The 26,904-nt window shown below is 43.6% G+C and carries 24 protein-coding genes and 1 tRNA gene; 4 read left to right on the forward strand and 21 right to left on the reverse strand.

Annotated features, from left to right (window positions below; translation table 11 throughout):
* Window position 1 precedes the first annotated feature (1 nt).
* The 7 genes from murQ to H1A14_RS15810 form a co-directional block, all read right to left on the reverse strand.
* Window positions 2–811 (reverse strand): N-acetylmuramic acid 6-phosphate etherase, encoded by an 810-nt coding sequence (murQ, locus tag H1A14_RS15780; protein ID WP_194777249.1) that lies wholly within the window; start codon window positions 809–811, stop codon window positions 2–4.
* Window positions 808–1,650, reverse strand: a complete 843-nt coding sequence (locus tag H1A14_RS15785) for an ROK family protein (protein WP_194777250.1) — start codon at window positions 1,648–1,650, stop codon at window positions 808–810. The genes murQ and H1A14_RS15785 overlap by 4 nt, the downstream gene beginning before the upstream one ends.
* Window position 1,651: 1 nt before the next feature.
* Complete coding sequence (locus H1A14_RS15790; protein ID WP_194777251.1) at window positions 1,652–1,882, reverse strand: cytochrome b5 domain-containing protein; 231 nt, start codon at window positions 1,880–1,882, stop codon at window positions 1,652–1,654.
* Entirely contained in the window at window positions 1,882–3,033 is a 1,152-nt protein-coding gene (locus H1A14_RS15795) for a formimidoylglutamase (RefSeq protein WP_194777252.1), read from the reverse strand. The genes H1A14_RS15790 and H1A14_RS15795 overlap by 1 nt, the downstream gene beginning before the upstream one ends.
* An 83-nt stretch (window positions 3,034–3,116) precedes the next feature.
* Complete coding sequence (gene nqrF / locus H1A14_RS15800; RefSeq protein ID WP_194777253.1) at window positions 3,117–4,421, reverse strand: NADH:ubiquinone reductase (Na(+)-transporting) subunit F; 1,305 nt, start codon at window positions 4,419–4,421, stop codon at window positions 3,117–3,119.
* Window positions 4,422–4,547: 126 nt separating this feature from the next.
* Window positions 4,548–5,390, reverse strand: coding sequence for an acetyl-CoA carboxylase, carboxyltransferase subunit beta (accD, locus tag H1A14_RS15805; protein WP_194777254.1), 843 nt, complete (start codon window positions 5,388–5,390; stop codon window positions 4,548–4,550).
* 86 nt (window positions 5,391–5,476) lie between these two features.
* On the reverse strand, window positions 5,477–6,547 hold the full coding sequence (locus H1A14_RS15810; protein WP_194777255.1) for a mechanosensitive ion channel family protein: 1,071 nt from the start codon (window positions 6,545–6,547) through the stop codon (window positions 5,477–5,479).
* Window positions 6,548–6,734: 187 nt separating this feature from the next.
* Here H1A14_RS15810 and H1A14_RS15815 point away from each other — a divergent pair, with 187 nt between their 5' ends.
* Complete coding sequence (locus H1A14_RS15815; RefSeq protein WP_194777256.1) at window positions 6,735–8,372, forward strand: carbon starvation CstA family protein; 1,638 nt, start codon at window positions 6,735–6,737, stop codon at window positions 8,370–8,372.
* Window positions 8,373–8,479: 107 nt separating this feature from the next.
* On the forward strand, window positions 8,480–9,253 hold the full coding sequence (locus tag H1A14_RS15820) for a zinc metalloprotease (RefSeq protein WP_228527814.1): 774 nt from the start codon (window positions 8,480–8,482) through the stop codon (window positions 9,251–9,253).
* Window positions 9,254–9,287: 34 nt separating this feature from the next.
* Here the strand turns inward: H1A14_RS15820 and H1A14_RS15825 are convergent, their stop codons facing one another.
* From H1A14_RS15825 to H1A14_RS15890, 14 genes are all read right to left on the reverse strand, one after another.
* Window positions 9,288–10,397 carry a hypothetical protein gene (locus H1A14_RS15825; protein WP_194777257.1) on the reverse strand — a complete coding sequence of 370 codons (1,110 nt, stop codon included), beginning with the start codon at window positions 10,395–10,397 and terminating at the stop codon, window positions 9,288–9,290.
* 137 nt (window positions 10,398–10,534) lie between these two features.
* Window positions 10,535–11,083, reverse strand: a complete 549-nt coding sequence (locus H1A14_RS15830) for a hypothetical protein (RefSeq protein WP_194777258.1) — start codon at window positions 11,081–11,083, stop codon at window positions 10,535–10,537.
* A 143-nt stretch (window positions 11,084–11,226) separates the two neighbouring features.
* Complete coding sequence (locus H1A14_RS15835; RefSeq protein WP_194777259.1) at window positions 11,227–12,384, reverse strand: DUF3179 domain-containing (seleno)protein; 1,158 nt, start codon at window positions 12,382–12,384, stop codon at window positions 11,227–11,229.
* Window positions 12,385–13,926 carry a phosphatase PAP2 family protein gene (locus tag H1A14_RS15840; protein ID WP_194777260.1) on the reverse strand — a complete coding sequence of 514 codons (1,542 nt, stop codon included), beginning with the start codon at window positions 13,924–13,926 and terminating at the stop codon, window positions 12,385–12,387.
* 6 nt (window positions 13,927–13,932) lie between these two features.
* A complete protein-coding gene (locus H1A14_RS15845; RefSeq protein WP_194777261.1) occupies window positions 13,933–14,865 on the reverse strand; it encodes a transporter in 933 nt (310 codons plus the stop codon).
* A gap of 198 nt (window positions 14,866–15,063) precedes the next feature.
* Window positions 15,064–15,612 (reverse strand): hypothetical protein, encoded by a 549-nt coding sequence (locus tag H1A14_RS15850; RefSeq protein WP_194777262.1) that lies wholly within the window; start codon window positions 15,610–15,612, stop codon window positions 15,064–15,066.
* Window positions 15,613–15,767: 155 nt separating this feature from the next.
* Window positions 15,768–16,007 (reverse strand): hypothetical protein, encoded by a 240-nt coding sequence (locus H1A14_RS15855; protein ID WP_194777263.1) that lies wholly within the window; start codon window positions 16,005–16,007, stop codon window positions 15,768–15,770.
* Between the two features lie 238 nt (window positions 16,008–16,245).
* On the reverse strand, window positions 16,246–16,497 hold the full coding sequence (locus H1A14_RS15860) for a DUF4834 family protein (RefSeq protein WP_194777264.1): 252 nt from the start codon (window positions 16,495–16,497) through the stop codon (window positions 16,246–16,248).
* Window positions 16,498–16,557: 60 nt separating this feature from the next.
* Window positions 16,558–19,377 carry a carbamoyl-phosphate synthase large subunit gene (gene carB / locus H1A14_RS15865; RefSeq protein ID WP_194777265.1) on the reverse strand — a complete coding sequence of 940 codons (2,820 nt, stop codon included), beginning with the start codon at window positions 19,375–19,377 and terminating at the stop codon, window positions 16,558–16,560.
* 108 nt (window positions 19,378–19,485) lie between these two features.
* Window positions 19,486–20,355, reverse strand: coding sequence for a glycerophosphodiester phosphodiesterase family protein (locus H1A14_RS15870; protein ID WP_194777266.1), 870 nt, complete (start codon window positions 20,353–20,355; stop codon window positions 19,486–19,488).
* A gap of 81 nt (window positions 20,356–20,436) precedes the next feature.
* Window positions 20,437–21,369 carry a sugar phosphate isomerase/epimerase family protein gene (locus H1A14_RS15875; protein WP_194777267.1) on the reverse strand — a complete coding sequence of 311 codons (933 nt, stop codon included), beginning with the start codon at window positions 21,367–21,369 and terminating at the stop codon, window positions 20,437–20,439.
* 96 nt (window positions 21,370–21,465) lie between these two features.
* Window positions 21,466–22,782, reverse strand: coding sequence for a 30S ribosomal protein S12 methylthiotransferase RimO (gene rimO, locus H1A14_RS15880; RefSeq protein WP_194777417.1), 1,317 nt, complete (start codon window positions 22,780–22,782; stop codon window positions 21,466–21,468).
* Window positions 22,783–22,836: 54 nt separating this feature from the next.
* Window positions 22,837–23,958 carry a hypothetical protein gene (locus H1A14_RS15885; protein ID WP_228527816.1) on the reverse strand — a complete coding sequence of 374 codons (1,122 nt, stop codon included), beginning with the start codon at window positions 23,956–23,958 and terminating at the stop codon, window positions 22,837–22,839.
* 573 nt (window positions 23,959–24,531) lie between these two features.
* Window positions 24,532–24,604: transfer RNA gene (locus H1A14_RS15890), tRNA-Phe, on the reverse strand.
* Window positions 24,605–24,707: 103 nt separating this feature from the next.
* On the opposite strand from H1A14_RS15890, the gene H1A14_RS15895 reads away from it, so the two are divergent.
* Window positions 24,708–26,030 carry a 4Fe-4S dicluster domain-containing protein gene (locus H1A14_RS15895; protein ID WP_194777268.1) on the forward strand — a complete coding sequence of 441 codons (1,323 nt, stop codon included), beginning with the start codon at window positions 24,708–24,710 and terminating at the stop codon, window positions 26,028–26,030.
* Between the two features lie 77 nt (window positions 26,031–26,107).
* Window positions 26,108–26,899 carry a (Fe-S)-binding protein gene (locus H1A14_RS15900; protein ID WP_194777269.1) on the forward strand — a complete coding sequence of 264 codons (792 nt, stop codon included), beginning with the start codon at window positions 26,108–26,110 and terminating at the stop codon, window positions 26,897–26,899.
* Window positions 26,900–26,904: the final 5 nt, after the last annotated feature.

The following is a 26,904-nucleotide window of genomic DNA, read 5'->3' on the forward strand; positions in this document are numbered from 1 at the left end:
CTTATCTGCTGGACTCGAAATTCTCCACAGCAGCCCTTACAGAGCCACATTTCAACAACAGGTGTTGGGCACGTTCTACATCCAAGCCAGTGGCTTCCATCACCATTTTTGTTCCTCTTATGACCAGCTTTTCGTTCGACAGTTGCATATCCACCATTTTGTTGCCTTTGACTTTTCCCAATTTGATCATTACGGCAGTGGAGATCATGTTAAGCACCATTTTTTGGGCAGTCCCTGCTTTCATTCGGGTACTTCCAGTCACAAACTCCGGCCCAACAATAACCTCTATCGGATAAGCTACCGCTTTGGACAGCGGACTGTCTGAATTGCAGGTGATGCATCCCGTAAGTAAACCTGCTTTCTTGGCCATTTCTACACCACCTATGACATAGGGAGTGGTGCCACTGGCGGCAATTCCGATCACTGTATCCTCTTCACGGATGCCAAATTCCTTAATGTCTTCCCAGGCTTGCTCAGGATCATCTTCCGCATTTTCCACAGCCTTTCTGATGGCCACATCCCCACCGGCAATGATGCCTATGACCATGTCAAAAGGGACACCGTAGGTGGGTGGACATTCAGATGCATCCAAAATACCCAACCTCCCACTGGTGCCGGCACCGATGTAAAATAATCGCCCACCGGCCTGCATCCTAGGCACGATCTGCTCTATCAATTGGCCGATGACCGGAAGTACCTTACCGACGGCAACAGCGACAGTGTGGTCTTCCCGGTTGATGTTTCCGATCAACTCTGGAATGCTCATGTGCTCCAAGTTGTCGTAATATGAACTGCTTTCTGTTGTCTTCATATTTTTTCTTGGTGATAAAGGGTTAAACCAGCAATTGGGGTTTCTAAGATCAGGTGTACCTGAAGTCCCAATTTACTGGCAGTTGCTCTTAATATGTCACTGTTGTGAAAGGCTATAGAACCTACAAAATTGACCGGTTTGGATTTGTAATCTGGATATTTCATGACCGTTTTTTTAAAAAATTCTTCAAAACTGGACTGAAATAGTTGGTAACAATAGGGATGACTTTTGTGGTCAGAGATGAATTTGCAAAAGCTGGCCATGTACCTATTTGGAAAAGGTTTTTTATAGACATTTTCCTGAATGATTTCATTGGTTACTCCATAGCTTTTGACCAAATCTTTCCGGATTTCCGCTGGCATTTCATCATGGATGAAATCCACAAGCAATTTGCGGCCCACGTGGCAGCCCCCGCCTTCATCTCCCAGAATAAATCCGGGTGAAGGTTTGCTGTCGGTAATCTGCTGCCCATCATAGTCACAACTATTGGATCCCGTTCCCAAAATGCAGGTGATACCTGGCTTATGCCCACAGGTAGCCCGGGCTGCAGCCATCAGGTCATGGTCCACATGTACAGGAACCTTACCCAAAACGATCTGTATCGCTTCAGAGACCATGCTTTTATTTTCATGAGTCGAACAACCCGCTCCATAAAAATACACTTCCTCAATTTTACCTTTGAGTTCCCTTAGTTCGGGCTGGTCCATCTCCACCTGCATCTCTCCCTTGGTTTGGTAATAAGGATTGAAGCCAAAGGTTCTGAATTGATGAATGTCCCCATTTGGGTTGATGACTCTCCAATCGGTTTTGCTCGAGCCACTGTCTGCTATCAGAATCATGCTATAAAATTAATTGGCCTATGGGTTCAAATTTGTCAAATACATTTTCATTGTGGGGAGCGTCTTTTAGCTCCTCCGTAAGGTCCTGTCCTGCCCAATGTTCATAATGTTGTCCGTTTTTCCAGAGTCTGGAAGTACCCACATTATAAATCAATCCTTTGTAGGCAATCCATATTTCCGGTTTGTCCTGACCGTTTCTCAGTGCAAGTTGCTGCCGGGTATAGCTTTTCATCAATACAGTTTGAGCTGTGAATTGATCCACCTCTCCGGAATTTCACCCCTTTGAGCAGTTTGATAATCTTGATAGCTGCATGGAATGATGGTGTCCCTGGCATATTTGGCCTTTTCGCCATGCGGTATTTCCATCCACCATTTGCCGCTAAGTTTGCTTTTGTAAAATACCAAAACCGTCGGTTTGGTGTCAAGGGAAACCGTATATTTTGTATAATCGTTGCTTTGGAAAGACAGGCTGTCTTTTCGGTGATAAAAGCCTTCCATAAAATACCAGATCATGGTGGCCACGACCGATGCCGTTTTGTGTCGTGCATCATCATAGGAAGGCTGATAGCCATAGATGCCCATCGAACTCAACTTTTCATTCATTCCCGCAAACCAGCAAATCTGACAGGCCTCTTCAGCAGTTAGTCCAAAAGGCTGTGCATCCAATGCCCCCGGAGCGTCGGCGGACTGAATGGAGCCTAAATCAAAGCTGATCAGGTCGGCATTTCTGACCAAGGGTTCGATTTCCTTGAAATTGTCTCTGAGTTGTCCCAAGCGAACATGGTCAAAGTGCAGCTTTTCCATCACATGGATCAATTCCCTATCAGTCAAAAAGCTCTGATAAGCCAATTGGGTATAATTGAATAGAAAATTGGGTTGATGCAATACGATGTCTTGGGAGTGGGTGTCAGAAGGCTTTCCCTGATCTTCCATGTCAATTTTGGCATCTACAGTAAGCATGCTCACCAGTTTCTTCATGCCTTCATAGGACAGGTATTGGCCATAGTCCAAGTCATGGGTGCCACCTATGTATACGGGGAGTATTTGTTTTTTCATCAAGTGCTCACCGACGTTTTGAATCCTAAAATAGGTTTCTTTTAAATCCACACCATTCCTCAGGTTTCCCAAGTCGGCAATCCTATAATGTGCAAGGCCCTTTTTCAGCCTGTATAGTTTTTTACGGATAAAATAGACCGCATCATCCAAACCATCTTCCGTGTCACCGCCTTGGTTCTCGCTTAGCCCGATCAAGGCGATTTGAATGCCTTCCAAATCCGGAAACTCTTCCCCATGGTGATGGATGTGACTGAAAAATGCATTGAGGGGGTACTCTTGTTGTAGTAAAGAATCTTCTACCGGATTAAAGAATAAAGATAAATCCATAAGTGGGGGTTTATGGGTTTAAAATTAAGGAAAAAAATGGGAGGTAAATAAAAAAGGTCCTGCTTTTGCAGAACCTTTGTCATTTAACCACCGAAGTCGTCAAATCTGATGTTTTCTTTGGGTACCCCCATGTCATCCAATAGTTTTAAAACCGCAGAGTTCATCAATGGAGGTCCACATAGGTAAAACTCCACTTCGTCTGGCTCAGGATGATCTTTGAGGTAATTGTCATAGAGCACTTGGTGAATAAAACCTATATAACCATCACCCTCTTCATCGTCCAAGGCCTTCTTGATGGTCCAGTTGTCCTCCGGTAGCGGTTCTGAAAGACCCACATAGAATTTAAAATTAGGGAAATCTTTTTCGATGTCTCTGAAATGAGGAACATAGAATAATTCTTTCTTTGATCGACCACCATACCAATACGTAACCTTTCGCTCTGTTTTTTCCGTATGGAACAGATGGAAGATATGCGATCTTAGCGGAGCCATGCCTGCCCCACCACCAATGTAAACCATTTCTCTATCTGTAGGATTGATATGGAATTCTCCATAAGGTCCGGAAATGGTAACTTTATCACCTTTTTTACAGCCGAATACATAGGAAGAGCAGATGCCTGGGTTGACGTCCATCCATTTGTTATTGGCTCTGTCCCATGGCGGGGTGGCAATCCTGATGGTCAACATCACGATGTTTCCTTCAGCAGGATGATTGGCCATAGAATAGGCTCTGAAAAGCTCTTCGTCATTCTTCATGACCAGATCCCAAAGACCGAATTTATCCCAATCGCTTTTGTACACATCTTTGGGGTGTCCCAAATCTGGATGTGGATCAATATTCATGTCCTTGAAGTTCACTGTAATCGGGGGTACATCTATCTGAATGTAACCGCCGGACTCGAAATCCAGGTTTTCACCTTCTGGAAGCTTCACCACAAATTCTTTGATGAAAGTAGAAACGTTGTAATTGGAAACCACCTCACAATCCCATTTCTTGATACCAAAGATTTCCTCAGGAATCCTTATTTTCATGTCCTGTTTCACTTTTACCTGACAGGAAAGTCGGACATTGTTTTTTTGTTCGGTACGGCTAAGATGGCCGACTTCTGTGGGCAAAACCTCGCCTCCGCCTTCTTCAATGACACATTTGCACATGGCGCAGGTACCGCCTCCGCCACAGGCAGAGGGTAGAAAAATTTTCTTGTTGCCTAATGTGGACAAAAGTGTGGTTCCCGCTGGGGCAACGATGGGATTGTCTTCATCACCGTTGACAACGATTTTCACATCTCCGGAAGCCACAAGTTTGGATTGGGCAAAAAGAAGGATCAATACGAGCATCAGGATGATCAGGGTAAATGCTATGATCGAGGTAAGGATTACTGGACTCATCTAAAACTATTTTTACTGTTTTTTTTGGAATTGCCTTTTGCAAAGGCGTTACAAATATATTTATAATCTCGGTAAATTCGGATAGAAAATGGCATATTTTCTATGTCCCGTTATGTAGGAAACTAATTAATTGTTCAATAAGTTTAGCAAGGTGGTCAATCTGTTTTTCAACTGCCTCCTATCGATGATAAAGTCCAGAAAACCATGGTCCAATACGAATTCAGAACTTTGAAAGCCTTTTGGAAGGTCTTTGCCGATGGTTTCCCGTATGACACGAGGACCGGCAAATCCGATCAAAGCACCTGGTTCGGCAATGTTGAAATCTCCCAACATCGCATAAGATGCAGTCACACCTCCAGTAGTAGGGTCAGTCAATAAGGAAATATAAGGAATGCCTGCCTCGTCCAACAAGGCTAATTTTGCGGAGGTTTTGGCCATTTGCATCAGACTGAAGCCCGCTTCCATCATGCGTGCTCCCCCGGATTTGGAGATCATCAGAAAAGGAATTTTGTTTTTAAGGGAATAATCTATGGCACGGGCGATTTTTTCACCTACTACGGAACCCATGGATCCCCCGATAAAGTTGAAATCCATACAGGAGATGACCAGATCCAATCCATTGATTTTGCCTACACCGGTTCTGACAGCATCTTTAAGGTTGGTTTTAGAAATGGTGGCCTCTATCCTAGCGGTGTAGGGCTTGGAATCGACAAAATTGAGGGGATCCCCTGAGGTCATGTTTTCATCCAATTCCTTGAATTTATTACCGTCAAATAGGATCTCAAAGTATTCTTTGGACCCTATTTTCACATGGTAATCGTCATCAGGGCAGACATAAGAATTGTTTTTTAGCTCCCGGGTATGGATGATATTGCCTTTTGGGGTTTTAAACCATAAGCCATCGGGAGCATCTTTTTTTTCTTCGGTCGAAGTTTTGATTCCTTTGTCTGTTCTTTTAAACCAAGCCATATTTTATTCGGGTTATGTTGAAGCCAAGCTTCAGGAGAAGCAAATTTAAAGGTTAAATCCATTAAATAAAATCTATTCTTTCAACTTCAGGGTTCAGCACCGGTAGAAGAGTCTGAAATTAGGGGTTTATTCTCAAACCATACCCGGGTTTTGGGGAGGGTGTGGGGATACTTTTTCTGAATGTAAAGGATCATCTCTTCCCTTACCATACAGCGAAGGTCAAAGGCCGTCGGACTGTCTTTGGCACTCATCAGGCAGCGTAGCTCAATAGTGCTTTCCTTCACATCGGTAACTTGAAGCACCTGTACCTTCCCATCCCAAAGCGGAGATCCTTTAAGCAATTCAGCCAATTTGTTTTTCAGGTCTGCCACCGGAATGGTATGGTCCACATAGAGAAATACTGTCCCCCAGATATCAGCGGTAGTCTTTGTCCAGTTTTGAAAGGGCTTTTCTATAAAGTAATTGATGGGTAGGACCAGCCTTCTTTGATCCCATATCCGCACCACTACGAAGGTTAGGTTAATTTCTTCAATTTTCCCCCATTCCCCCTCTACGACCACCACATCATCTATTCGGATAGGCTGGGTAAAGGCAATTTGAAAACCTGCAAGCAGGTTGGCAATGGACTTTTGGGCCGCAAAACCAACAATTATGCCCAGTACCCCAGCAGAGGTCAATAACCCGGTACCAAATTTTCTCACAGATTCAATATTCATCAGGATCACTGAAAAAGAAATGATCAAAATGATGATGACGACCAATTTCCGGATAAAATTGATCTGGGTAAAAAGACTCCTTTCACGGAGGTTATCTTCTTTGTCAATTGAATAATGGTCTATAAAATGATACCGTAGTACATTACTCAACTCGATCAAAATCCAAGATAAGTTAACAATAAACAGGATGAGAAAAAGCGGGTGGGAGCGGATGTAGGATAAGTGCTCCGGTGAAATAAAAGGTTCCACAATGGGCCATATCACAAAAAAAAGGCCCCATTTCAAAGACTGGGAAAATTTACTTAATGACCTTTTGCCCTTTTCAGTTTTGGGCTTGTAGAACTGTCTGGCCAGAAAATTAAAAGTAAGTGCAACGACAATATGTGCTGACACTACTATTCCCAGCAGGATCAATATAAAAATCACTTCTTCATGGAGCATGTTCCAGTAGTTTTAGGAATTTAAGAATTAAATTTGAAGTGGGCTTATTGAATGATGCTTCTGATATTTAGGTTTAAAGTTACAAAAAAATGGGGAAACCCTAAATTAAGGGAGCATACCACTATGCAGGCATTTTTGGAAAATCAAATTTTTACCCTGAAATTCAAGCGAATTTACCCATAGCAATATGTCCTTGATAACCCTTTTCCTTTTTTCTGCCATTATCCTCTTTGCTGCCTATTTTCTCTATGGCAAATATGTTTTCAAGAAATTCAAAATCAATGATGACAATGTAACACCTTCCCATACACTGGAAGACGGGATTGACTATGTGCCCAGCAAACCCATTGTGGTACTTGGGCACCACTTTGCCTCAATTGCCGGAGCGGGCCCCATTGTTGGACCCATCATTGCCGTGACTTTTGGCTGGATTCCGGCTGTCATTTGGATTCTGGTAGGAGGGATCTTTTTTGGAGCGGTACATGATCTGGGAAGTATGGTGGCCTCCCTTAGGAATGAAGGAAAATCCATCGGAGTCATCATCCAAAACAACATTGGAAAGCGGGGAAAACAACTCTTCATTCTCTTCAGTTTTTCCACCCTTATCCTGATTATCGGCGTATTTGCGGATATCATTGCCAAAACCTTCGTCAACAACGGCGGGGTGGCATCAGCCTCGATTTTCTTTATTGTCTTGGCCATACTCTTTGGGATTGTCAACAGGCGAACTTCCCACAAAAAAAGTGCATTTCTTATCGTATCTGTCATTGGGGTAGTTCTGATGTACTATTTTGTTTATTTAGGCATGCAGCTGCCGTTTGTTTTAGACTATCAGGTATGGATCTATGTGTTATTGGGTTATGCTTTTTTGGCCTCGGTAACACCGGTTTCTTTGTTGCTTCAGCCAAGAGATTATTTGAACAGTTTCCTCCTTTACGGTTTGATTCTTTTTGCGGTAGTAGGCGTGATGGTTGCTGATCCAGTGATCGAAATGGATTCTGAAATCCACATCAGTTCTGACTCCTTGGGCTACATCTTCCCGGTCCTTTTTGTCACCATTGCCTGCGGGGCTATCAGTGGTTTTCATTCCTTGGTTGCTTCCGGGACTACCTCCAAACAAATTGACAAGGAAAGTGATGTGAAGCTGGTGGGGTTTGGGGGTATGTTGATTGAATCGTTTTTGGCCATCATATCTGTGGGTGCGGTGATTGTGATCAGTAGGCAGGATTATATCAGTAACTTAGCGAGCAAAGGTCCGGTGACTATGTTTGCGGACGGATTGGGTTCCATCATTGCTGCTTTGGGTATTTCTGAAAGTTTTGCTGTGGGTTTTGTTGCCTTGACGGTTTCGGCTTTTGCTTTGACTACTTTGGATACCTGTACCCGATTGGCCAGGTTTACCCTTCAGGAGTATTTTGAAGATGTAAAAAACCCGGTTGGTGCCAAAATATCCCAAAATAGGTATGTTTCCACCAGTATAGTAGTGGTTTTGTCTGTGTTGTTGTTGCAGTCCGGAGAATTCACCACGCTTTGGCCGATTTTCGGTTCCGCCAATCAGCTTTTGGCTGCCTTGGCCCTGTTGGCCGTGGCAGTTTGGCTGATCCGAAAAAAAGTAAACGCCACCTTTGTCACTATCCCTATGTTTTTCATGTTTTCGGTTACCCTGACTTCCCTTGGTCTTTTTGCTTGGAAAAATTTCCAGGAAAAGGTCTATGTGCTTTCTTTGATTGCAGCGTTGCTGTTTGTGCTTTCCATCGCTTTATTTGTGCTGGCCAGGAAAAGTTTGAAGACCGAATTGGAAAAGCCGCAGAAAGTCTTGAAATAACATTTATGCCAACTTGATTTGAACAACAGGATGATTTTTCAAGCAGTTTTGGAAAAAAACATCCGAATTTACAGTTGTATCGTTATTGTTTCCATACCTTAAATCCAATGAAATATCACTCCTATTCTTATTATTTATTGGTTTTAATACTTTTGCTTATTTTTTCCTGTGAGGGAAACAAGGATGGCAATGGGGACAACCTTCCCAATATAACCGCTGCCAAGAGAGCGGTGGGCCAATCAGCCAATGAAATGTTATCGGACCAGTATTTTACCAGGATGACCTTAGAAATTCAATACATGCCTGGTTTTGAGCCTCACCCTGAAATGATAGAAAATCTGGGTCAATTCCTTCAGTTCCGACTGAACAAATCCTCCGGGATCAACTTGGTGTTGCGGGAAATTGAAAGTGAGGAAAAAACGTCTTATTCCATAGCTGACATCAGAAGAATAGAAGACAGCAACCGTACGGCCTACAACATGGGAAATGAATTGGGCATGTATATCCTTATTCTGGATGGAACCTACGAAGAAGATACCGGAAATTCCTTTGTATTAGGAGCAGCCTACCGAAATACCTCGGCGGTTTTGTTCGGTAAGCGGATCAAGGATAACTCAGGGACATTGGGAAGACCAACCCCTCAAGTTTTGGAAACTACCGTGATTTTGCACGAAATGGGCCACCTGATGGGTTTGGTCAACATCGGGTCAGCCATGGTCCATGACCACGAAGATCCGGATAATCAGTCCCATTGTGACAATGAAAATTGCCTGATGAATTGGAGGGTGGAAACCAGCCTTTTGTTCAATTTTTTGGGAGGCTCGATACCCACTTTGGATCAAAATTGCTTGGATGACCTGAAGGCCAATGGGGGAAAGTAAAAAAAGCGGTGCTTGTACGCACCGCTTATCTTTTTTATTCTGCTAAATTGAAAACCTCTTTGACTTTTCTCGGAATCCGCCAAGCCAGATTTACATTGACCAGATAATCCGCAAAAGCCGCATCACCATGGCGGAAATTTTCAGGGGTGGAATCTGCTATATCGGTCAGACTTCTTGTCCGGTTTCTGATCAAAGCCACGGGAACATTGACAGTAGCGGTAAAATTGCCCAACATATAGCTTATGCCTGGTTCTACTGAAACAATATACCCAGGTCTTCTGAACCCGTCGCTTTCTCCAACCAAGTCTCTGACAGGGATGCCTTCAACTCGTCCACCAAGTGAAAACCCGAGACCATGAATGGCCTGAATCGGTTTGAATACCCCTGACCTGAAGGCATATTGATCAGGCACACTCATGAACCACTCACTTTCCCTTCCTCTGTTGGTAAATGTGCCATTGGTATTTCTGGGATTGATCATGTAAAAACCATCATAATACAAGAAGAAACTACCGGGCAGGTTCCAGATCCCTTGGACATCTATGATCGGTGCCCAGCCACCATCACCGAGTTGGATAGACTGATCGACAGGTCTTCTCTCCGGAGATCCTTCCGGGCCAACATTAAAGAATGTGCTCTCGGCATTGTAATTTCCTGTAGGAATCTTTAATCCCAAACCCACAGCCGTGTTGCCTTTCCTGGCTTTTTCACCGGATAGCAGCCAATATCCTGCCCCTATCCGCATGTCTGCCAATCCCCCTGAATAAGTCATGTGCCTGGAATTTCGACCGTGTTCGTACAGAGAACTTCTCTCATTGTATGCGAATGGCAATGAAGCAATGCCGTAGATGCGTTCATTGAAAGCATAACTGACTACAAAGTCCAGTCCATGGGACCAGTTGATGACTTCAGTATTGTTTTCTATCCGGTAAGGTTCTTCTTCACGACCTCTAAAATGGCGGAAGGATTTGAAATAACGGTAATTTGCACTGACATTCCATTCTCCCTTTTCGAGAATGTTGCCCTGGCCAACGGCATTGCCAATACCAGAAAACTGTCGTATAGCAACACATCCCTGTGCATTGCTTTGTGTGGTACTGCAAAAGATAAACAGACCAACTATGGCTAATAAAGGTGATTTCATATTATGGAATTTTAGGTTTAATGAGATTTTTTGACAGGTATTTGCCTAAATGCAAATGCCTGAAAGCATTGATTTTGCCATATGAGACACCCTCAACGCAGTCCTGCTTCAATTGAAACCAGGAAGATAAATTTACATTAAACCCATTCCGGAGGCGGGGAATGGAGGTCCTTGACTTGATTTTGGTAAGCTAAAAAAATAAACCCTATTGAAAGTTGTTGTTCTTCAGTGGTACGTTCCCATATTATGTCCTGATGCGGCTGGGTGTAGTCTTTTGGAAACAACTTGGCAATTAGCTGATTGCCATTGCCATCCGGAAGATCATCATTGACCAAGGAAGTGATCCATTGCCTGACACTTTGGTCCAGCCTGTTTTTGGCAGTATCCGGAATGTAGATGATTTGAAGGGTGTCATTGGCATAGCGTTGTTTGACTACCCTGTAGTATTCCCCGTTTTTTTCAAAGGAAGTATTGGTTGCCTTGAAATCTTCCTGATCTGAGGCATAGGGGAGAGATAGGGGAATTTCCATCAATCTTTCCTTTTGACTGAAATCCGGATTTTCATCAAACACCTTGGCCTGCCAGGTATGCTCGATTTTGTATTGATAAGAAAAATAGAAGACATAGTACCCGAAATGATACAGGGCAAAGCAGCACAATAGCAGTATGGCCGAAAATCTTCTCAATGTGAATTAATTTGATGGAAGGTAAGTAAAATTACACAAAACATATAGCTATAATTTGGTGTTTTTCCCGGTTTCCCAATATTTTATCTGAAATAGCGGTCTGTATTGGGTTTTTACCAATTTCCCGTGCTCTCATATTTGATTCAATTGTTTTTGTAAACCTCCGTCGTGGGATTGAATGTCCGCCAACTGTGCCAGAATTCCTGGTACGCAAGTAATGGCACTAGAACTTGTTCCCCAAACCTGACATTGGTCCCATGGAAATCAAGCGTATCCTTACCGGCCACAAGCAGGTCACCTTCAAGGATTTTCATGATTTGCGTATTTTCTTCCCTCAAATAGGCCTTAAAGCTCTGTTGATCCCGAAAAAGGACTATCACTAAAGGGACGTCTCCCATTTTATCATGGATGATCTGATTGGCCAGCAAATCATTCCAGTCATAGGCTTTGGATTTGTCGCCGAGTCGGATGCCTATTACCCATGATTTTTCCGTCCAGGACAAGCTGTCTGTTCCTGTAAGTTTGCTTTGGCTAAGCCCAAATTCATATTTGCCCAAGCTATCATACTGATGTAAGGAGTTGGGGTCAGCTGCCATGACCTGCCCACTAGGATACAGGCTGAAAAACTTGGCCAAGGTCAGTTGAGTGGATTCCAATTCAGGAAGGCTTTCCCCTTTTAGTGGTCCGATAATGGCTTCCCCATTGGCCTGCTGCCACCAGGAACCGGTAGTTTGGTCCTCAAACATGGCATTGAAATGATCCATCCCCACCAGGCGGAATTTTTCTGACCTACCTTTTACCAGGGGTTCAAATACCCTCCCAGACCTGCACACACTGCAATAAGTGACCATAATTTCTTTGCCAGCAAGTTCATCCCTGACTTGGTGGTGGTAGGCAATGTAACGGATAGGGTAGGCTTTGGCCTCATGGGCAGTTGAAACGGCGATGACCAAACTGCTATCGGCCAAAGTGGTGGATTCTTGGGTTGAAAAAGAGAGCTGACTGGGCTCCAGAAACATTTTTTCAGCAGAAAGACGGAAATTGAAGAGGAAGTAGATGGTCAATGAAAAAAGGATAAGCCCTATGGGCACCACTTTTCTTTTGGTAGAAAAAGCCTTTTTAGCACCAATCAGAATGAATACTATCATCATTCCTCGGATAATCCACCGATAGGAATGGAAAGCATAGGCAAAAGCCAGAGAGTCCCATTGCTGACTCCCTGGCATTGGCATGATGAAATAAACCCTGACAAATTCATAAAGGGCCAGTCCAATCAATCCTATGTAAAAAAATGCCTTCATTTACTGAGCACCGTCATTTTTTGCTTTTTCTACTGTATACTTTGCTACGTTTTTGCCCTGTTCGATCCCTACATCTGCGTCAAACCTGTAGTGAATGCCACCATATAACCTGGAATCTGCAGCCTCTCGTGCCCACTTGGTAAATTGTGCTGCATCCGCTGGAAAAAAGTAAGACAACACTGTTGCCCCAGCAGCGGAAAAGGTGCTATGGCCAGAGGTGTAAGCAGGAAAATTGGGGGTTCCCAAAATGGTTTTGAAACCTGGTATGGTTTGAATGGGCCTTGGGTAATGGTAATAGTATTTTGCATCCCAACAGCTGATTCCAGCATCCATAATGGCCATATTCATGTAAGCAAATACCCTGGCTGAACGGATTGGGTTAAGCTGGTTTTTAATAATGGCTTCTTTGGCAAATTTATTCCAATGGCCTGGTGGAGTGTACGTATTTAACCCGTCCTGCCACCAATTGGCAATTCTTCTTTGTTCTAAAGTCAGGTTCTTGGCATAATTTTTCAATTCTTCCACATCCTTCAGAAATTCTGGAGATCCTGGGGCTGGAGGAGGGCCTGGCCTAACCTCTTCGACTGTTGGGACATTCCACATTTTCACTTTACCGAAAAGCGGAGTCAATCCAACGGGTCTGACAGGGTTTTCCATGTTTTCCCACACCCAGCCAAAGTTTTCAAATGCTGCATTCTTTATTGAATCTGATACTGCCTTAGGGGTTTGTGCTTTGGACATACCATCTGTGGAAGCCCTCTGAAGCGCTAGTTTGGCCATTTCTGTACCTATGGTTTTTCCAGCCTCTATATCACTCTGCACATTTATACCCGCATGGACCAAGCTATTTAAATGTTCTTGGGACAAAGCTTCCAGATAGGCTTTTTCCAAGGGAAACATGGCTGATAGGATTTCCTTGGAAACCATGGCAACCACCGCCCCGTCAGAAGGATAAGAAGGAAGTGTGTTTTTTGGGTAAGCAGGTTCAATGGAGCTGTCCACTTGGTAGGGGGCAGGTCTGTTGTATTCAAATTTGTAATGCCATGCGGCAATCAAACCGTCTAATTGAGCCACACTCAGATACGCCAACATTCTGCTGGTGTAGGGAGGATGTGCAAAAGGAAAGGGTGGAGGGCCTTCCGGACTGGCAGGATTGGGCAAAGTGTAGGTGCCGTCCAGATTTGGTCCCGGGATCAAGTTGTATTTTGCTGCCAATTCCAAGGCGATCTCATTCCATCTCAGAATGGGATTGCTGGACCAATACACCACAGCTTTTTTTTGTTCGTTTGAAACTGAGGCCATCTCCTGTTTCAAATTAGTCAGTTCCTGTTGATAAGAACTGCTGCTGGTTTCCTGAGGAGCAGGGACGATAAACTGATCCGGAGCAACCAAGATGATGCTTTTCCATGTTCCCCCTTTATCATCTATCCCCTGAAAGGAATAGTCCTCAAATTCCAAATAGCGGGGTGTCTCTTCCAGACAAGAAATGAATAAGGAAAACACCAGAATGATTACAATATATTTGCGTAAATGCTTTTTCATGACAAATTATTTTTTGGCGAATGCTTGGAATTGATAAGTGAGTCCGACTCCCAAATTGGAAGCTTTGCCGACATTCCGGCCATTGACGGTATAGTTACAGTAGGCGATTGCTCCCAAACCTTTTCTGCCCTTGATGTAGTATTGCCCCCAAAATCCTACCTGACTGATATTCATTTTGTTGGTGGGCTGAGGGGCATTGTAGGCCCTGATATCATCTCCACTTACACAATTGAGACTCATAAAGGTCCCTTCCAATCGCAGTTGGTTGTCAAGGGTCCAATAACCCACTGCTGCGTGAAAATTCACTGCATTGGGAACATTCATAAAATTAGAATACACTCCACCATCCTGATAGTAAAAGTTTCTCTCGATCTCAGTCTGACCTCTCCATAGGTAGGCAAAGGCTGTCCTAAAAACCAGCCCATTGTCCATTCTGTAACCTGCAATACCTCTCATGCCTATTTCAGGTGCACCAAGACCTACACTAAAGGGAAGGTAGTCGGACAGATAATTTCCTAAAGGCGTGTTGAAATTTGTGTTGGACAAAAGAATCAGATTTCCTTTGCCCAGACGTTTTTGCAGCCATTCGACTTTCAGAGAAAGGCTCAAGTCCTGAATGCCCCGTTGGCCCACCTGGGTGCCGCCGGATGGGTCTGTGCTTACGTAAGGAAGGCTTGCGATGATATTCAGTTTTTCACTGATGCCAACGACTACCATAGGCATGACCATTTGCCTGGTCAGGGTGCCTATATTGGCATTTCCACGCAAATTGTTGCCTTCCCAATATTGATTCCAACTGCCGTGTTCATACAACAAAGCCGCACAGACTTCGCCTTTGTTCATCATGATTTCATCAAAAGGCAATTGGGCTTCTGCCGAATTAGGCATGATCCATAAATAGATGACCGATAGGCTCATCAGCCAATAAAGTTTCTTCATTGTAATGTGAATTAAATGATGGGATTTTAAAATAAGTGAATTGACGGTTTCACTGTAAGGTGTTCCTTATTTGACATGGTTTAATCTTAAGGCCCAACCAGACAATTTCCCGATCTGCATACACAGGGAAAGTGAGTCTATTGGCCCTTAAAAAGAAACCATTCAGAAAGAGAAGTCAATTACATGTGGTTTAAAAAATCAGCAGAACTCAGGAGGGGGAGAATGGAGGTCCTTGACTTGATTTTGGTAAGCTAAAAAAATAAACCCTATTGAAAGTTTTTGTTCTTCAGTGGTACGTTCCCATATGATCTCCTGATGCGGCTGGGTGTAGTCTTTTGGAAACAACTTGGCAATTAGCTGATTGCCATTGCCGTCCGGAAGATCATCCTTGACCAAGGAAGTGATCCATTGCCTGACACTTTGGTCCAGCCTGTTTTTGGCAGTATCCGGGATGTAAATGATCTGAAGGGTGTCATTGGCATAGCGTTGTTTGACTACCCTGTAGTATTCCCCGTTTTTTTCAAAGGAAGTATTGGTTGCCTTGAAATCTTCCTGATCTGAGGCATAGGGGAGAGAAAGGGGAATTTCCATCAATCTTTCCTTTTGACTGAAATCCGGATTCTCATCAAACACCTTGGCTTGCCAGGTATGCTCGATTTTGTATTGATAGGAAAAATAGAAGACATAGTACCCGAAATGATACAGGGCAAAGCAGCACAATAACAATATGGCCGAAAATCTTCTCAACGTTACATTATTTGCGGAAAGTTATAAATAATTTTGAAACAAAATAAAAAAAGTGAAGGATTATTCCTTCACTTCTTCATAATCGATATAATCTCCTCCTTTGATCTTTTTTTTTGAGTTTTTGTTGTTTTGGCCTTTATTTTAAAAAATAAACTTCAACTTAATTTTACAGCACTTCTCGCCTCTTTTTTGACCTCATCCCATGAGGAGGAGGTTGATTGGCCTGAAATGTGTCTTTCCCTCCTTTGGTCCAGAATTTTATAATCATCCTCTGTCAGCCTAAAATCTTTTTCGGATGAATTCTGCAGTATTGATTTTACTTTTTGCAAAACACTTTCCTCATCGGTTCTGAGTAGCATTTCTATCAATTCCAACTTAATCACTTGTATATCCATCTTATTTTCTCAAATCAGTTTTTAAATATAATTAAATCTTGTCCATTTGGATTGCATCAAAAAGATCTAAGTTCTCAAATTTAGGTAATCTAACTTAAAAAAAATGTTTCAAAAAACTTCACAGGAACCTTCCGGAAGAAAAGGTGAAGTTTGGCCAGGTAAACAAATAGTATAGAAAAGTAAGTTAAATTTAAAATTGGTTACAATTGAAAATGGTCAATAGAAGAGAAGTGAAGGATTATTCCTTCACTTCTTCATAATCGATATAATCTCCTCCTTTGATCTCTTTTTTGTGGAGGTGTTCCTTAGGAATGTAATCCACATTGACATTCCCGTCAGCAGGTTTCCTTTTGGGTTGGTTTTCCTGCTGCGTGGCTTTCATCTGATCTACAAATTTCTTGAATTTGCTTTTCATAAAATACTCCAACAACTTGGAGAAAATCCACGATAGAGCAATGGAGATCAATATAAACTTTAAGATAAAACCCATGGTACAATATTTTGGGATCGTTGGCTAATTTAATGTAAGGATTTGGCCTTGCCAAACCTTTTACCGGCTCAGGTACAAATTCCTTTCTGAATAAATCTTCAGAAAATAATCGTCCAACAAATCGTCTATGAAATAAATAGCTTCTCCTGTTGATTTCATTTCCGGGCCAAGTTCTTTGTTGACGTTGGGGAATTTGTGGAAAGAGAAAACCGGTTCTTTGATAGCATAACCCTTTTTGACCGGTTTGAATTCAAAATCCGTCACTTTATTTTCACCCAACATTACCTTTACGGCATAATTGACATAGGGTTCCTGATACGCCTTGCAAATAAAGGGTACGGTCCTGGATGCTCTGGGATTGGCCTCAATCACATAGACTTTGTCGTTTTTAATGGCATACTGTATGTTGATCAATCCTTTGGTTTTTAAGGCCAGTGCGATCCTTTCGGTATAGGACTCAATCTGCCTCATGACATAATCCCCTAGATTATAGGGAGGCAACACTGCATAGGAATCCCCGGAGTGTATACCGGCAGGTTCAATGTGCTGCATGATGCCGATGATGTAGACATTTTCTCCGTCGCAGATCGCATCCGCCTCCGCTTCAATGGCTCCTTCCAGAAAATGATCCAATAGGATTTCATTGTTGGGGATGTCCCTGAGTACGCCTACCACATGCTGCTCCAACTCTTTTTCATTGATTACGATTTTCATTCCCTGCCCACCCAATACATAAGATGGTCTTACCAAAAGGGGGAAACCAATGGTTTTGCACAGCTCCAGGGCTTCATCCGTATTGTGGATGGTGCCAAACTCAGGATAAGGGATGTTGTTGTCCTTAAGCAAATTGGAAAAACGGCCTCTGTCCTCAGCCAAATCCAAAGCCTCAAAACTGGTACCCAGGATTTGGATGCCATATTTTTCCAACTTCTCAGCCAATTTCAAGGCAGTTTGTCCACCAAGCTGAACGATTACACCGATGGGCTTTTCAAGAAGAATGATTTCATAAATATGTTCCCAAAAAACAGGTTCGAAATAGAGTTTGTCCGAAACATCAAAATCCGTAGAAACGGTTTCCGGATTACAATTGATCATGATGGTTTCATAGCCACATTCTTTGGCTGCCAAGACCCCATGGACACAGGAATAATCAAATTCGATGCCCTGTCCGACCCGGTTGGGTCCTGAACCGAGGACGACCACTTTTTTCTTGTTCGAAGGAATGGATTCATTTTCCTCACCGAAAGTGGAATAGTAATAGGGAGTTTGGGCTTCAAATTCAGCGGCGCAGGTATCCACGAGTTTGTAGACCCGCTTGATATCCATTTCATCCCGACGCTTGTTAAAAACCTGACTTTCCAGACAACCCAGCAGATGGGCGATCTGTCTGTCTGCATAACCTTTGTATTTGGCTGTCAACATCATCTCTTTTGGGATGGTGTCCAAAGTGTAGGTAGCCAGTTTGTTGTCCAGGTGCACCAATTCCTCGATTTGTTTCAAAAACCACTTGTCGATCTTGGTAAGGTCCTGAATGGTTCTGAAGGATATGCCCAATTTAAAGGCATCATAGATGTGAAATAGCCTGTTCCAACTGGGATTGGCCAGACTGTAAAGTATTTTATCCTGATCTTTAAGTTCTTTGCCATCAGCACCCAATCCATTTCTTTTGATCTCAAGGGACTGACAGGCTTTTTGTAAGGCTTCCTGAAAATTTCTGCCAATGCCCATTACTTCGCCGACTGCTTTCATGGAAAGTCCCAGTCTTCTGTCTGACCCTTTGAATTTATCAAAGTTCCAGCGAGGTATTTTTACGATCACATAGTCAATGGCTGGCTCAAAAAATGCTGATGTATTGCCTGTAATGGAATTTTTCAATTCGTCCAGATTGTAGCCGATGGCCAGCTTGGCAGCCACCTTGGCGATGGGGTATCCGGTGGCTTTGGAGGCCAAAGCAGAAGATCGGGAAACCCTGGGATTGATTTCTACGCCGATGATGGTTTTATTGTCGGGACTTACCGCAAACTGCACATTGCATCCTCCGGCAAAATTCCCGATGCCATTCATCATTTTGATGGCCCTGTTTCTCATTTCCTGATACACCGTGTCCGGAAGGGTCATGGCAGGTGCCACCGTGATAGAATCCCCGGTATGCACACCCATGGGATCAAAGTTCTCAATGGAACAGATCACCACCATGTTGCCGATATTGTCTCTGAGGACTTCCAGTTCATATTCTTTCCAACCCATGATACTTTGTTCTATCAATACTTCATGGGTAGGGGAGGCAGTTAGACCGGCGGTGAGCGCTTTCTCAAAATCCTCAGCTTTATCTACAAAACCGCCTCCAGTCCCCCCTAGCGTATAGGAAGGGCGGATCACCAAGGGGAAGCCGATTTCTTGAGCAATCTCATGTCCTTGAAGGAAAGAAGTTGCGGTTTTGCCGATACAAACATCCACATCTAATTTTTCCATCAAGGCCTTGAATTTCTCCCGGTTTTCGGCCGTTTCAATCGCATCGATGTCCACACCGATCATCTTGATATTGAATTTCTTCCAGATCCCGGCATTTTCACAATCAATGGCAAGGTTTAATGCCGTTTGCCCACCCATGGTTGGCAATACACAATCGATGTCCGGATGATCCTGAAGTATTTTGACGATGGATTTTTTCTCCAAGGGAAGCAGGTACACATGATCTGCGGTGACCGGATCGGTCATGATGGTGGCTGGGTTGGAATTGATCAATGTCACAATGATGCCCTCTTCTCTGAGGGATCTTGCGGCCTGTGAACCTGCATAATCAAATTCACAAGCTTGACCGATGACAATGGGACCTGATCCGATGATGAGTACGTGCTTGATGCTGCTGTCTTTAGGCATGCCTTGGTGGGGGTTTTGGTTAGGAGCTACTTATGGATAAATTGGTGCAAAATTAAGTAAAAAAATGAAAGGAGCATCCTAAAATTCCAATAAAGACCCAAGAGTGGCTTATTTTTTTGGTGCCAAATTGGGGTAATCCGTGATGATGCCATCCACGCCCATGTCCAATAATTTCTCCATGGCCTCTGTGGAATTGACCGTCCAAGGAATCACTTTGAGCCCTTTTTCATGCAATATAGCAACCGATTCAGCAGTAAGTGCAGGGTAATATGGAGAATAAATGGCTGGTTTAAATCCCAATTCCTTCAATTGCACTTCAAACTTACCTGCATTCTCGACCAGCATGGCCAGTCTTACATCCGGATAAGTTTTGTGAAAATACTGCAACACCCTAAAATCAAAGGACTGTATTGTGACCCGGTCCCATTCCAAGAGTTCATGGAGTAAGGCATACACCAGATCTGAAAAATCTGGCGGAGCAGGATGATATACCCCATCCCCATCCGGTAAACTTTTTATTTCAATATTGTAATTGGGAGGAACCAGTTTATGGTCTGCCACATATTTCTCCACTTCTTGAAACAAATCCTGAAGACTGGGCTTTCTGGTATGGAACTTAACCTGTTGGGGAAAACCTGGATGGGGCTTGAACCCGCAGTCATAAGCCAATACCTCCTGGTAACTCATTTGATAAATGTTGTGGCTGTAATCATCTTTATCGATGGAGGTCCCATCAGGCTTCAGACAGATGATCCCATTCATCCATGGCTCATGGGATACGATCACAATGCCATCTTTGGTGACCGCTAGGTCTAATTCCAATGTCGTCACACCCAGATCCAAGGCCTTGATCATGGCAGGGATGGTGTTTTCCGGCATCAATCCCCTGGCTCCTCTGTGGCCTTGTAAATCATAGGAAAATTGAGCATGTACAGCCATGGGAAGCCAAAAGATGAGGATAAATAGGATTTGACGCATTTTCCAAAATTAGGGGCTTTTTTCTGATTGGTTATGTTTGGTACTTTATGATATTGTTAACCTTGAGGACTGTTCATGGACCTAGGCAGGGTTGAAGGCTTTTTGTAAGACTTCCAGACTTTTGGGAACAGCCGTTTCCGGATTTTCCTTGCCTTCCATTTCCAGGGATACAAAGCCGGTGAATCCTGCCTGCTGAAGAATCCTGGCAATGCGGGGGTAATCCAGATCCAAGGTGTACCATTCTCCCCCTCCAAAGTAAGTTTTGGCTTGGACAATGCTGGCATAAGGTGCCAATTGTTCAATTTGGGAGTAGGGATCACCTACAAAATTTCCCGTGTCCAGATTCAAACCCATAAATGGATGGTCAGCCAATGCCTTATATATATGCAGCAAACCTTCTACTTTGGTGGTAAGGCCCCAGTGGTTTTCCAAAGCCAAAACCACTCCTTCTTCCTCAGCCGTCTTCAGACATTCTCCGATGGCATCTATGCACCATTGCAGGGCATCCGACTCGGTGTACCCTTCTATGGGAGGTTCTTGCCCTTTGGCCTCCATCAGATCATCAAAGGAGGAGATGGTTCCCCAGCGGCCTGAATTCAATCGAATGGCAGGGATGCCCATTTGGACTGCCAATTGGATGCAATGCTTGGTGTGGTCAATGTTTTTTTGCCTTTCTTGCTTGTCAGGGGAGACAAAATCCTGGTGGATGGACAACATCGGCAAACTGAGTCCTGCATCAAAGGCCAATCTTTTGAGCCGGTTCATGTAGGGCCGGGTTTCATCCTGCATCTGCCGGTGAAGAATTTCCACCCCGTCAAATCCTAGGAAAGCGGCATTTTCAATGACTTTTTCTATGGGATACTTTTCGGTTCTGAAGTGCCAATAGGAATAGGTGGACACCGCTATGGGGGTCAGCTTTTTAAGGTTGGATACTGCTTTGGCAAGTGCTTGGTTGCCGGTGATCGTCATTGCCCCAAGCAAGGCACTGCTTTTGATCCATTTTCTTCGGTCCATCTTTTGGGTAAGTTGTTCCTGTAAATTAGAAAAATAAGGTCAAAAGAAAAAGCGAAGGGTTTCCTTCGCTTTTCATGTTCTATATCGTGGTGAAAATTAAGCTTCCTGGACCTCCCCATAAAGGTCAAATTCAGTGGCATCTGTGATTTTGACGTCTACAAAATCCCCAATTCTGCAATAATGCCTTGCTGCATCAATCAAAACCTCATTGTCCACTTCCACTGAATCATATTCAGTTCTACCTACAAAGTATCCATTCTCCTTTTTATCTATCAGGGTTTTGAAGGTCTTTCCAACCTTGGCTTGATTGAGATCAAAGGAAATCTGTTCCTGCATTTCCATCAATTGATTGGCCCGGGCTTGTTTGATTTCCTGGGGGACATCATCCTGAAGGGTATGGGCATGGGTATTTTCCTCATGGGAATAGGTAAACACCCCCAATCTCTCAAACCTCATTTTTTCAACAAACTGAAGCATTTCTTCAAATTCTGCTTCTCCTTCACCTGGATGCCCCGCAATCAGGGTGGTTCTGATGGCAATTTCCGGAAGAATGTCCCGGATGGAATGGATCAAGGCTTCCTGCTTTTCCCTGCTGGTTCCCCTTCTCATGATTTTGAGCAATTCGGAGGACCCGTGCTGTAGGGGTATGTCCAAGTAATTACAGATATTTGCGCGCTCTTTCATGACTTCAATGACTTCCATTGGGAAACCCGTTGGATAGGCATAGTGCAAACGGATCCAATCTATGCCCTCCACATCCGACAAGGCCCTCAACAAATCAGGCAACTGTCTTTTTTTGTACAGATCCAGTCCGTAGTAAGTGGAGTCTTGGGCAATCAAAAGCAGTTCTTTGGTCCCGTTGGCCGCTTTATGTTGGGCTTCTTTTACCAATTCTTCAATGGGTCTGGAAACATGACCGCCTCTCATCAGGGGGATGGCACAAAAAGAACAGGGTCGGTCGCAGCCTTCCGAAATTTTCATGTAGGCATAATGGGCAGAGTGGGTAAGGAGCCTTTCCCCGACCAATTCATGTTTATAGTCCGCCTTGAATTTTTTCAATAGTGCAGGCAAGTCACGGGTTCCGAAAAATGCATCTACCTGAGGGATTTCCTTCTCAAGATCGTCTTTGTATCGTTGCGAAAGGCATCCGGTCACATAGACTTTTTCTACCAACCCTTTTTCTTTGGCATCCACGTACTGAAGGATGGTATCGATGGATTCCTGCTTGGCATTGTCTATGAAACCACAGGTATTGATGATGATGATGTTGTTGTCCCCGCTATCGGACTCATGCGCTGCCATGATGCCGTTTCCTTTGAGCTGGGTAAGCAATACTTCCGAATCCACCAGGTTTTTGGAACAACCCATGGTGATGATATTGACCTTGTCTTTCTTTAATGTTCTCGCTTTCACTAGGTTCCCTTTGGTAATGAGGTGCAAAGGTAAGCAATATTAAGAAGGGGAGTTCTATTTGCCTGTAATTTCCTTCATCAGGTTGAAAAAGCCTTTTTTTCTTTCCGAATTGATCCCCCAATCTACAGGTACACTCTGATAGCCCTCCTCGAAAGGCTCATCTTTCATCCGGTAATCGAAGTAACCCCAAGAGGCGTACACTGACACTGCTGCGATAAAATTGTTCCACTCAGCATCAAAATCGAAATGATCGTCTTCATTGAACAAAATGGGTTTGTTATTGTAACCTTCCACGGTCATGGTTTCTTCCACCATCCTGACAATGCCCTTAGGATTGTGCACTCCGTTGCCATGGAGTAGAATAAAGTCTGACTTACTCACCACATTGGGCTTAGGGACCACCCCGCCTGCGTAACTGGTACTGACATAATACCTGGCTCCGTTTTGTTCAATGGATTGGGCCAGTTCGATGAGTTCATGGACCCGTTCCGGTTGGAGGATGTCATGGTCATAGTTGATGTTGGCTTCGTTGTTGATTTCTATCAATACATTCCTGTACCCTTTGTCATGCAGCCAGTTGATGCTGTTGGTGACAGCGCGGATTACCGCTGCTTCATCTTCCAGTCTTTCGTCCTGCCCAAAATAGAATAGCCCCAAAATAGGCACCATCCCCAATTGATCTGCCCGATCTAAGATGCGTTCAAGTCTGCCCATAAATTCAGGTCTCAAGGCTCCCTGATCTGTAAAAGCGGAATTGTGCCATGGCTGGCTTTCCGAATAACCATAAGGACTGCCACCCTGCAGATTGATGGTGAAGGAAAGCATGCCGTGGGCGAGCCAGTTTTCCATTTCGGCAACAAATTCATCGGTATTGCGGTCTGCATCCCAAGTGCCCGTATCAGGATACTTCCATTGGTCTCGGGTCTCTGGATTCAAGTCATCAAATACCCCTTGGACCATCCTGGAGTTTAGAAGAAGGCCCTCGATGGTATATCCGTTCCATTCCCTTCCCTGATAGGTGGCTTGGCCATTGATAAAGAATTTGTTCTGCCTGATTTCGACTTCTGTGGCCCTATTTTGCTGGGCAATGCTTTGCTGTATTGGACCCAACAATAGGAGAGAGAAGATCAGTAGGGGCACTTGATATTTCTGGAAATTTCTTTTTTCTGAATACATTTTCAAATCCGGTTAAATAGGGGTTGATTTTATATTTTGACTAATTAATTGATGGACAGATGCATTCAAAAGATAAATAGATTAGCAGCTGTGCCCGTTCTGATTTTCTGTGAGCATATTACCATTGTAGCAAACACTTATCAAGTTAATTCATATTGGCTTTCTGGCCAAATCCCAATAAAAGATGATTGAAAAAACAGTGCAAAAAATGGTTGGGATATTATTAAAACATTAACATTTGAGGGTTTTATTGACTTTAAATTAAAGGTTCCTTAATGATAAATTTGCTTTCAGGCCATGTATTATACCTACTTTTGAACTCGTACAGCAAACGAACATTTTTTTAACTCCTTGCATTATTTTTGGGCGTCGATGTGAATCGACGCTTTTTTTTTTCTAAAATCAACCAACTTAGATTGATTTTAAATTGCCAAAACAAATAGTATGCATGCAGACTATTTGTTACCTTAGCACTATGGAATTGGAGTTGTTCAAGAGGAAAGAAGTGCTACCACTCAAAAATATTCAAATGGAAAAGGGCATAAAAAAAGCCTTGATGGATATCAAGGCTTGTGGTGATGAGTGGATTCGAACCACCGACTCACGGATTTTCAGTCCGATGCTCTACCAACTGAGCTACATCACCAGCCGTTAAAGTGATGCAAAGGTAGGTATTTGTTTTTTTCGAGCAAATCATTTGAAAAAAAAATATCAAACCCGGTAACCCAAATTAAACTAATGATATCATTATGAGTATATTACCTCAAATAGCTTTCTTGCTGATTTTTGCCATTGCGGGATGGATCTTATACAAAAGGGTCAGCTACCTGCGTAGAAACATTCTTTTAGGTAAGGCCGAAAGCAGAAATGACCAGCCGGAGAAGCGCTGGAAGACGATGGGATTGGTGGCTTTGGGCCAACAGAAAATGTTCAAACGGATCGGACCTGCCTTTCTTCATTTGCTTATCTATGTGGCCTTTATCATCATCAATCTGGAAGTGCTGGAATTTGTTATCGATGGTTTGTCAGGTTCTCACAGGATATTCGCCCCATTTTTAGGTGCCTCGTATTCAGTGGCGATGAATATTTTTGAATTCCTGGCTATCGCAGTATTGGTTTCCTGTGTGGCCTTTTTAATTCGGAGGAACATCACCAGAGTCCCCCGTCTGACGATGAGGGAACTAAGTGGGTGGCCGGCTTTGGATGCCAACCTGATTCTGATCATTGAGATCGTCCTGATGCTGGCCATTCTCAGCATGAATGCGGCAGACCAGATTTTGGCAGACCGAGGAGTGGGTTATTATCTTCCAGTTTCCGGCCTCTTTTTCAGTGGCTTGCTCAGGCCTTTATTCGAGGGTTTAGGTGATGGCGCTTTGGTTTTTGTAGAAAGGTTTGCCTGGTGGTTCCACATTGTGGGTATTTTGGCATTTGCCATTTACGTCACCTATTCCAAGCACTTACACATTTTTCTCGCTTTCCCCAATACTTGGTACACCAACCTGAAACCAAAAGGGGAGATGAAGAACATGGATGAAGTCACCAATGAGGTGAAAATGATGCTGGGGATGCCTACTGAAAGTAGCACGGAGCCACCTGCGGAAATTGCCCGGTTTGGTGCAAAAGATGTCAATGACTTGAGTTGGGTCAATATCATGAATGCTTATGCCTGTACAGAGTGTGGAAGATGCACGGCAGAATGTCCTGCCAACATCACAGGCAAAAAATTATCTCCCAGAAAAATAATGATGGATGTCAGAGACCGTGCCGAAGAAGTTGGCAAAAGCCTTGATGCAGGGGGGCCTGGCTTGGAAGACGGAAAGTCTTTATTGGGCGACTACACCACCAAAGAGGAGATCAATGCCTGTACCAGTTGCAATGCCTGCGTGGAGGCCTGTCCTGTGAACATAGATCCACTGGCCATCATCCTTCAGATGAGAAGGTATGTAGCCATGGAGGAAAGTGGAACTCCTGCACAATGGAATGCCATGTTTCAGAACATGGAAACCAGTTTTTCACCTTGGAAATTCGCTCCTACAGACAGGTTCAATTGGGCGGATAAACTTAAAGAATAGAATGATAGCCAAAAAAAGAAGGTGTTTAGTTCTCTTCATATTCAATCAATAAAATATTAACCAAGAAAAATTCAAGTATGTCAGAATATAAAGTTCCCACCATGGCTGAAAAAGCTGCATCAGGCGATGCTCCTGAAGTTCTGTTTTGGGTAGGATGTGCAGGCTCATTTGATGACCGATACAAAGCAGTCACCTTGGCATTTGTCAAAATACTCAATCAGGTAGGGGTTAATTTCGCAGTCTTAGGCCCTGAAGAAGCTTGCACAGGTGATCCGGCAAGAAGAGCCGGGAACGAATTCTTGTTTCAGATGCAAGCTGTAGCCAATATCCAAGTATTGAATGGATATGATGTCAAAAAAGTGGTGACAGCATGTCCGCATTGCTTTAATACGATCAAAAACGAATATCCGGCTCTGGGAGGCAAATATGAGGTCATTCACCATTCAGAGTTTTTGCAACAGCTGATAGATGCTGGAAAAATCGTCATGAAGGGTGGAGGAGAATTTAAAGGGAAGAAAATTACCTTCCATGACAGTTGTTTCCTCGGAAGGGCCAACAATGTGTATGAGGCCCCTAGAGCAGTTATCCAAGCATTGGATGTTGAATTGGTCGAAATGAAGCGTTGTCGGACCAAAGGACTATGTTGTGGAGCCGGAGGAGCACAGATGTTCAAAGAGCCCGAACCAGGGAAAAAAGACATCAATATAGAACGTACCGAGGAAGCCTTGGCGACTGGAGCCAAAGCCATTGCAGTCGGTTGCCCTTTCTGTCTCACCATGATGTCCGATGGGGTCAAGAACAAGGAAAAGGAACACGAAGTGCAGGTTTATGACTTGGCTGAGCTAATTGCCAAGGACCAAGGTCTGTAAGCTGC

This window comes from Pararhodonellum marinum (assembly GCF_015354735.1).
GTDB classification, from domain to species: Bacteria; Bacteroidota; Bacteroidia; order Cytophagales; family Cyclobacteriaceae; genus Pararhodonellum; species Pararhodonellum marinum.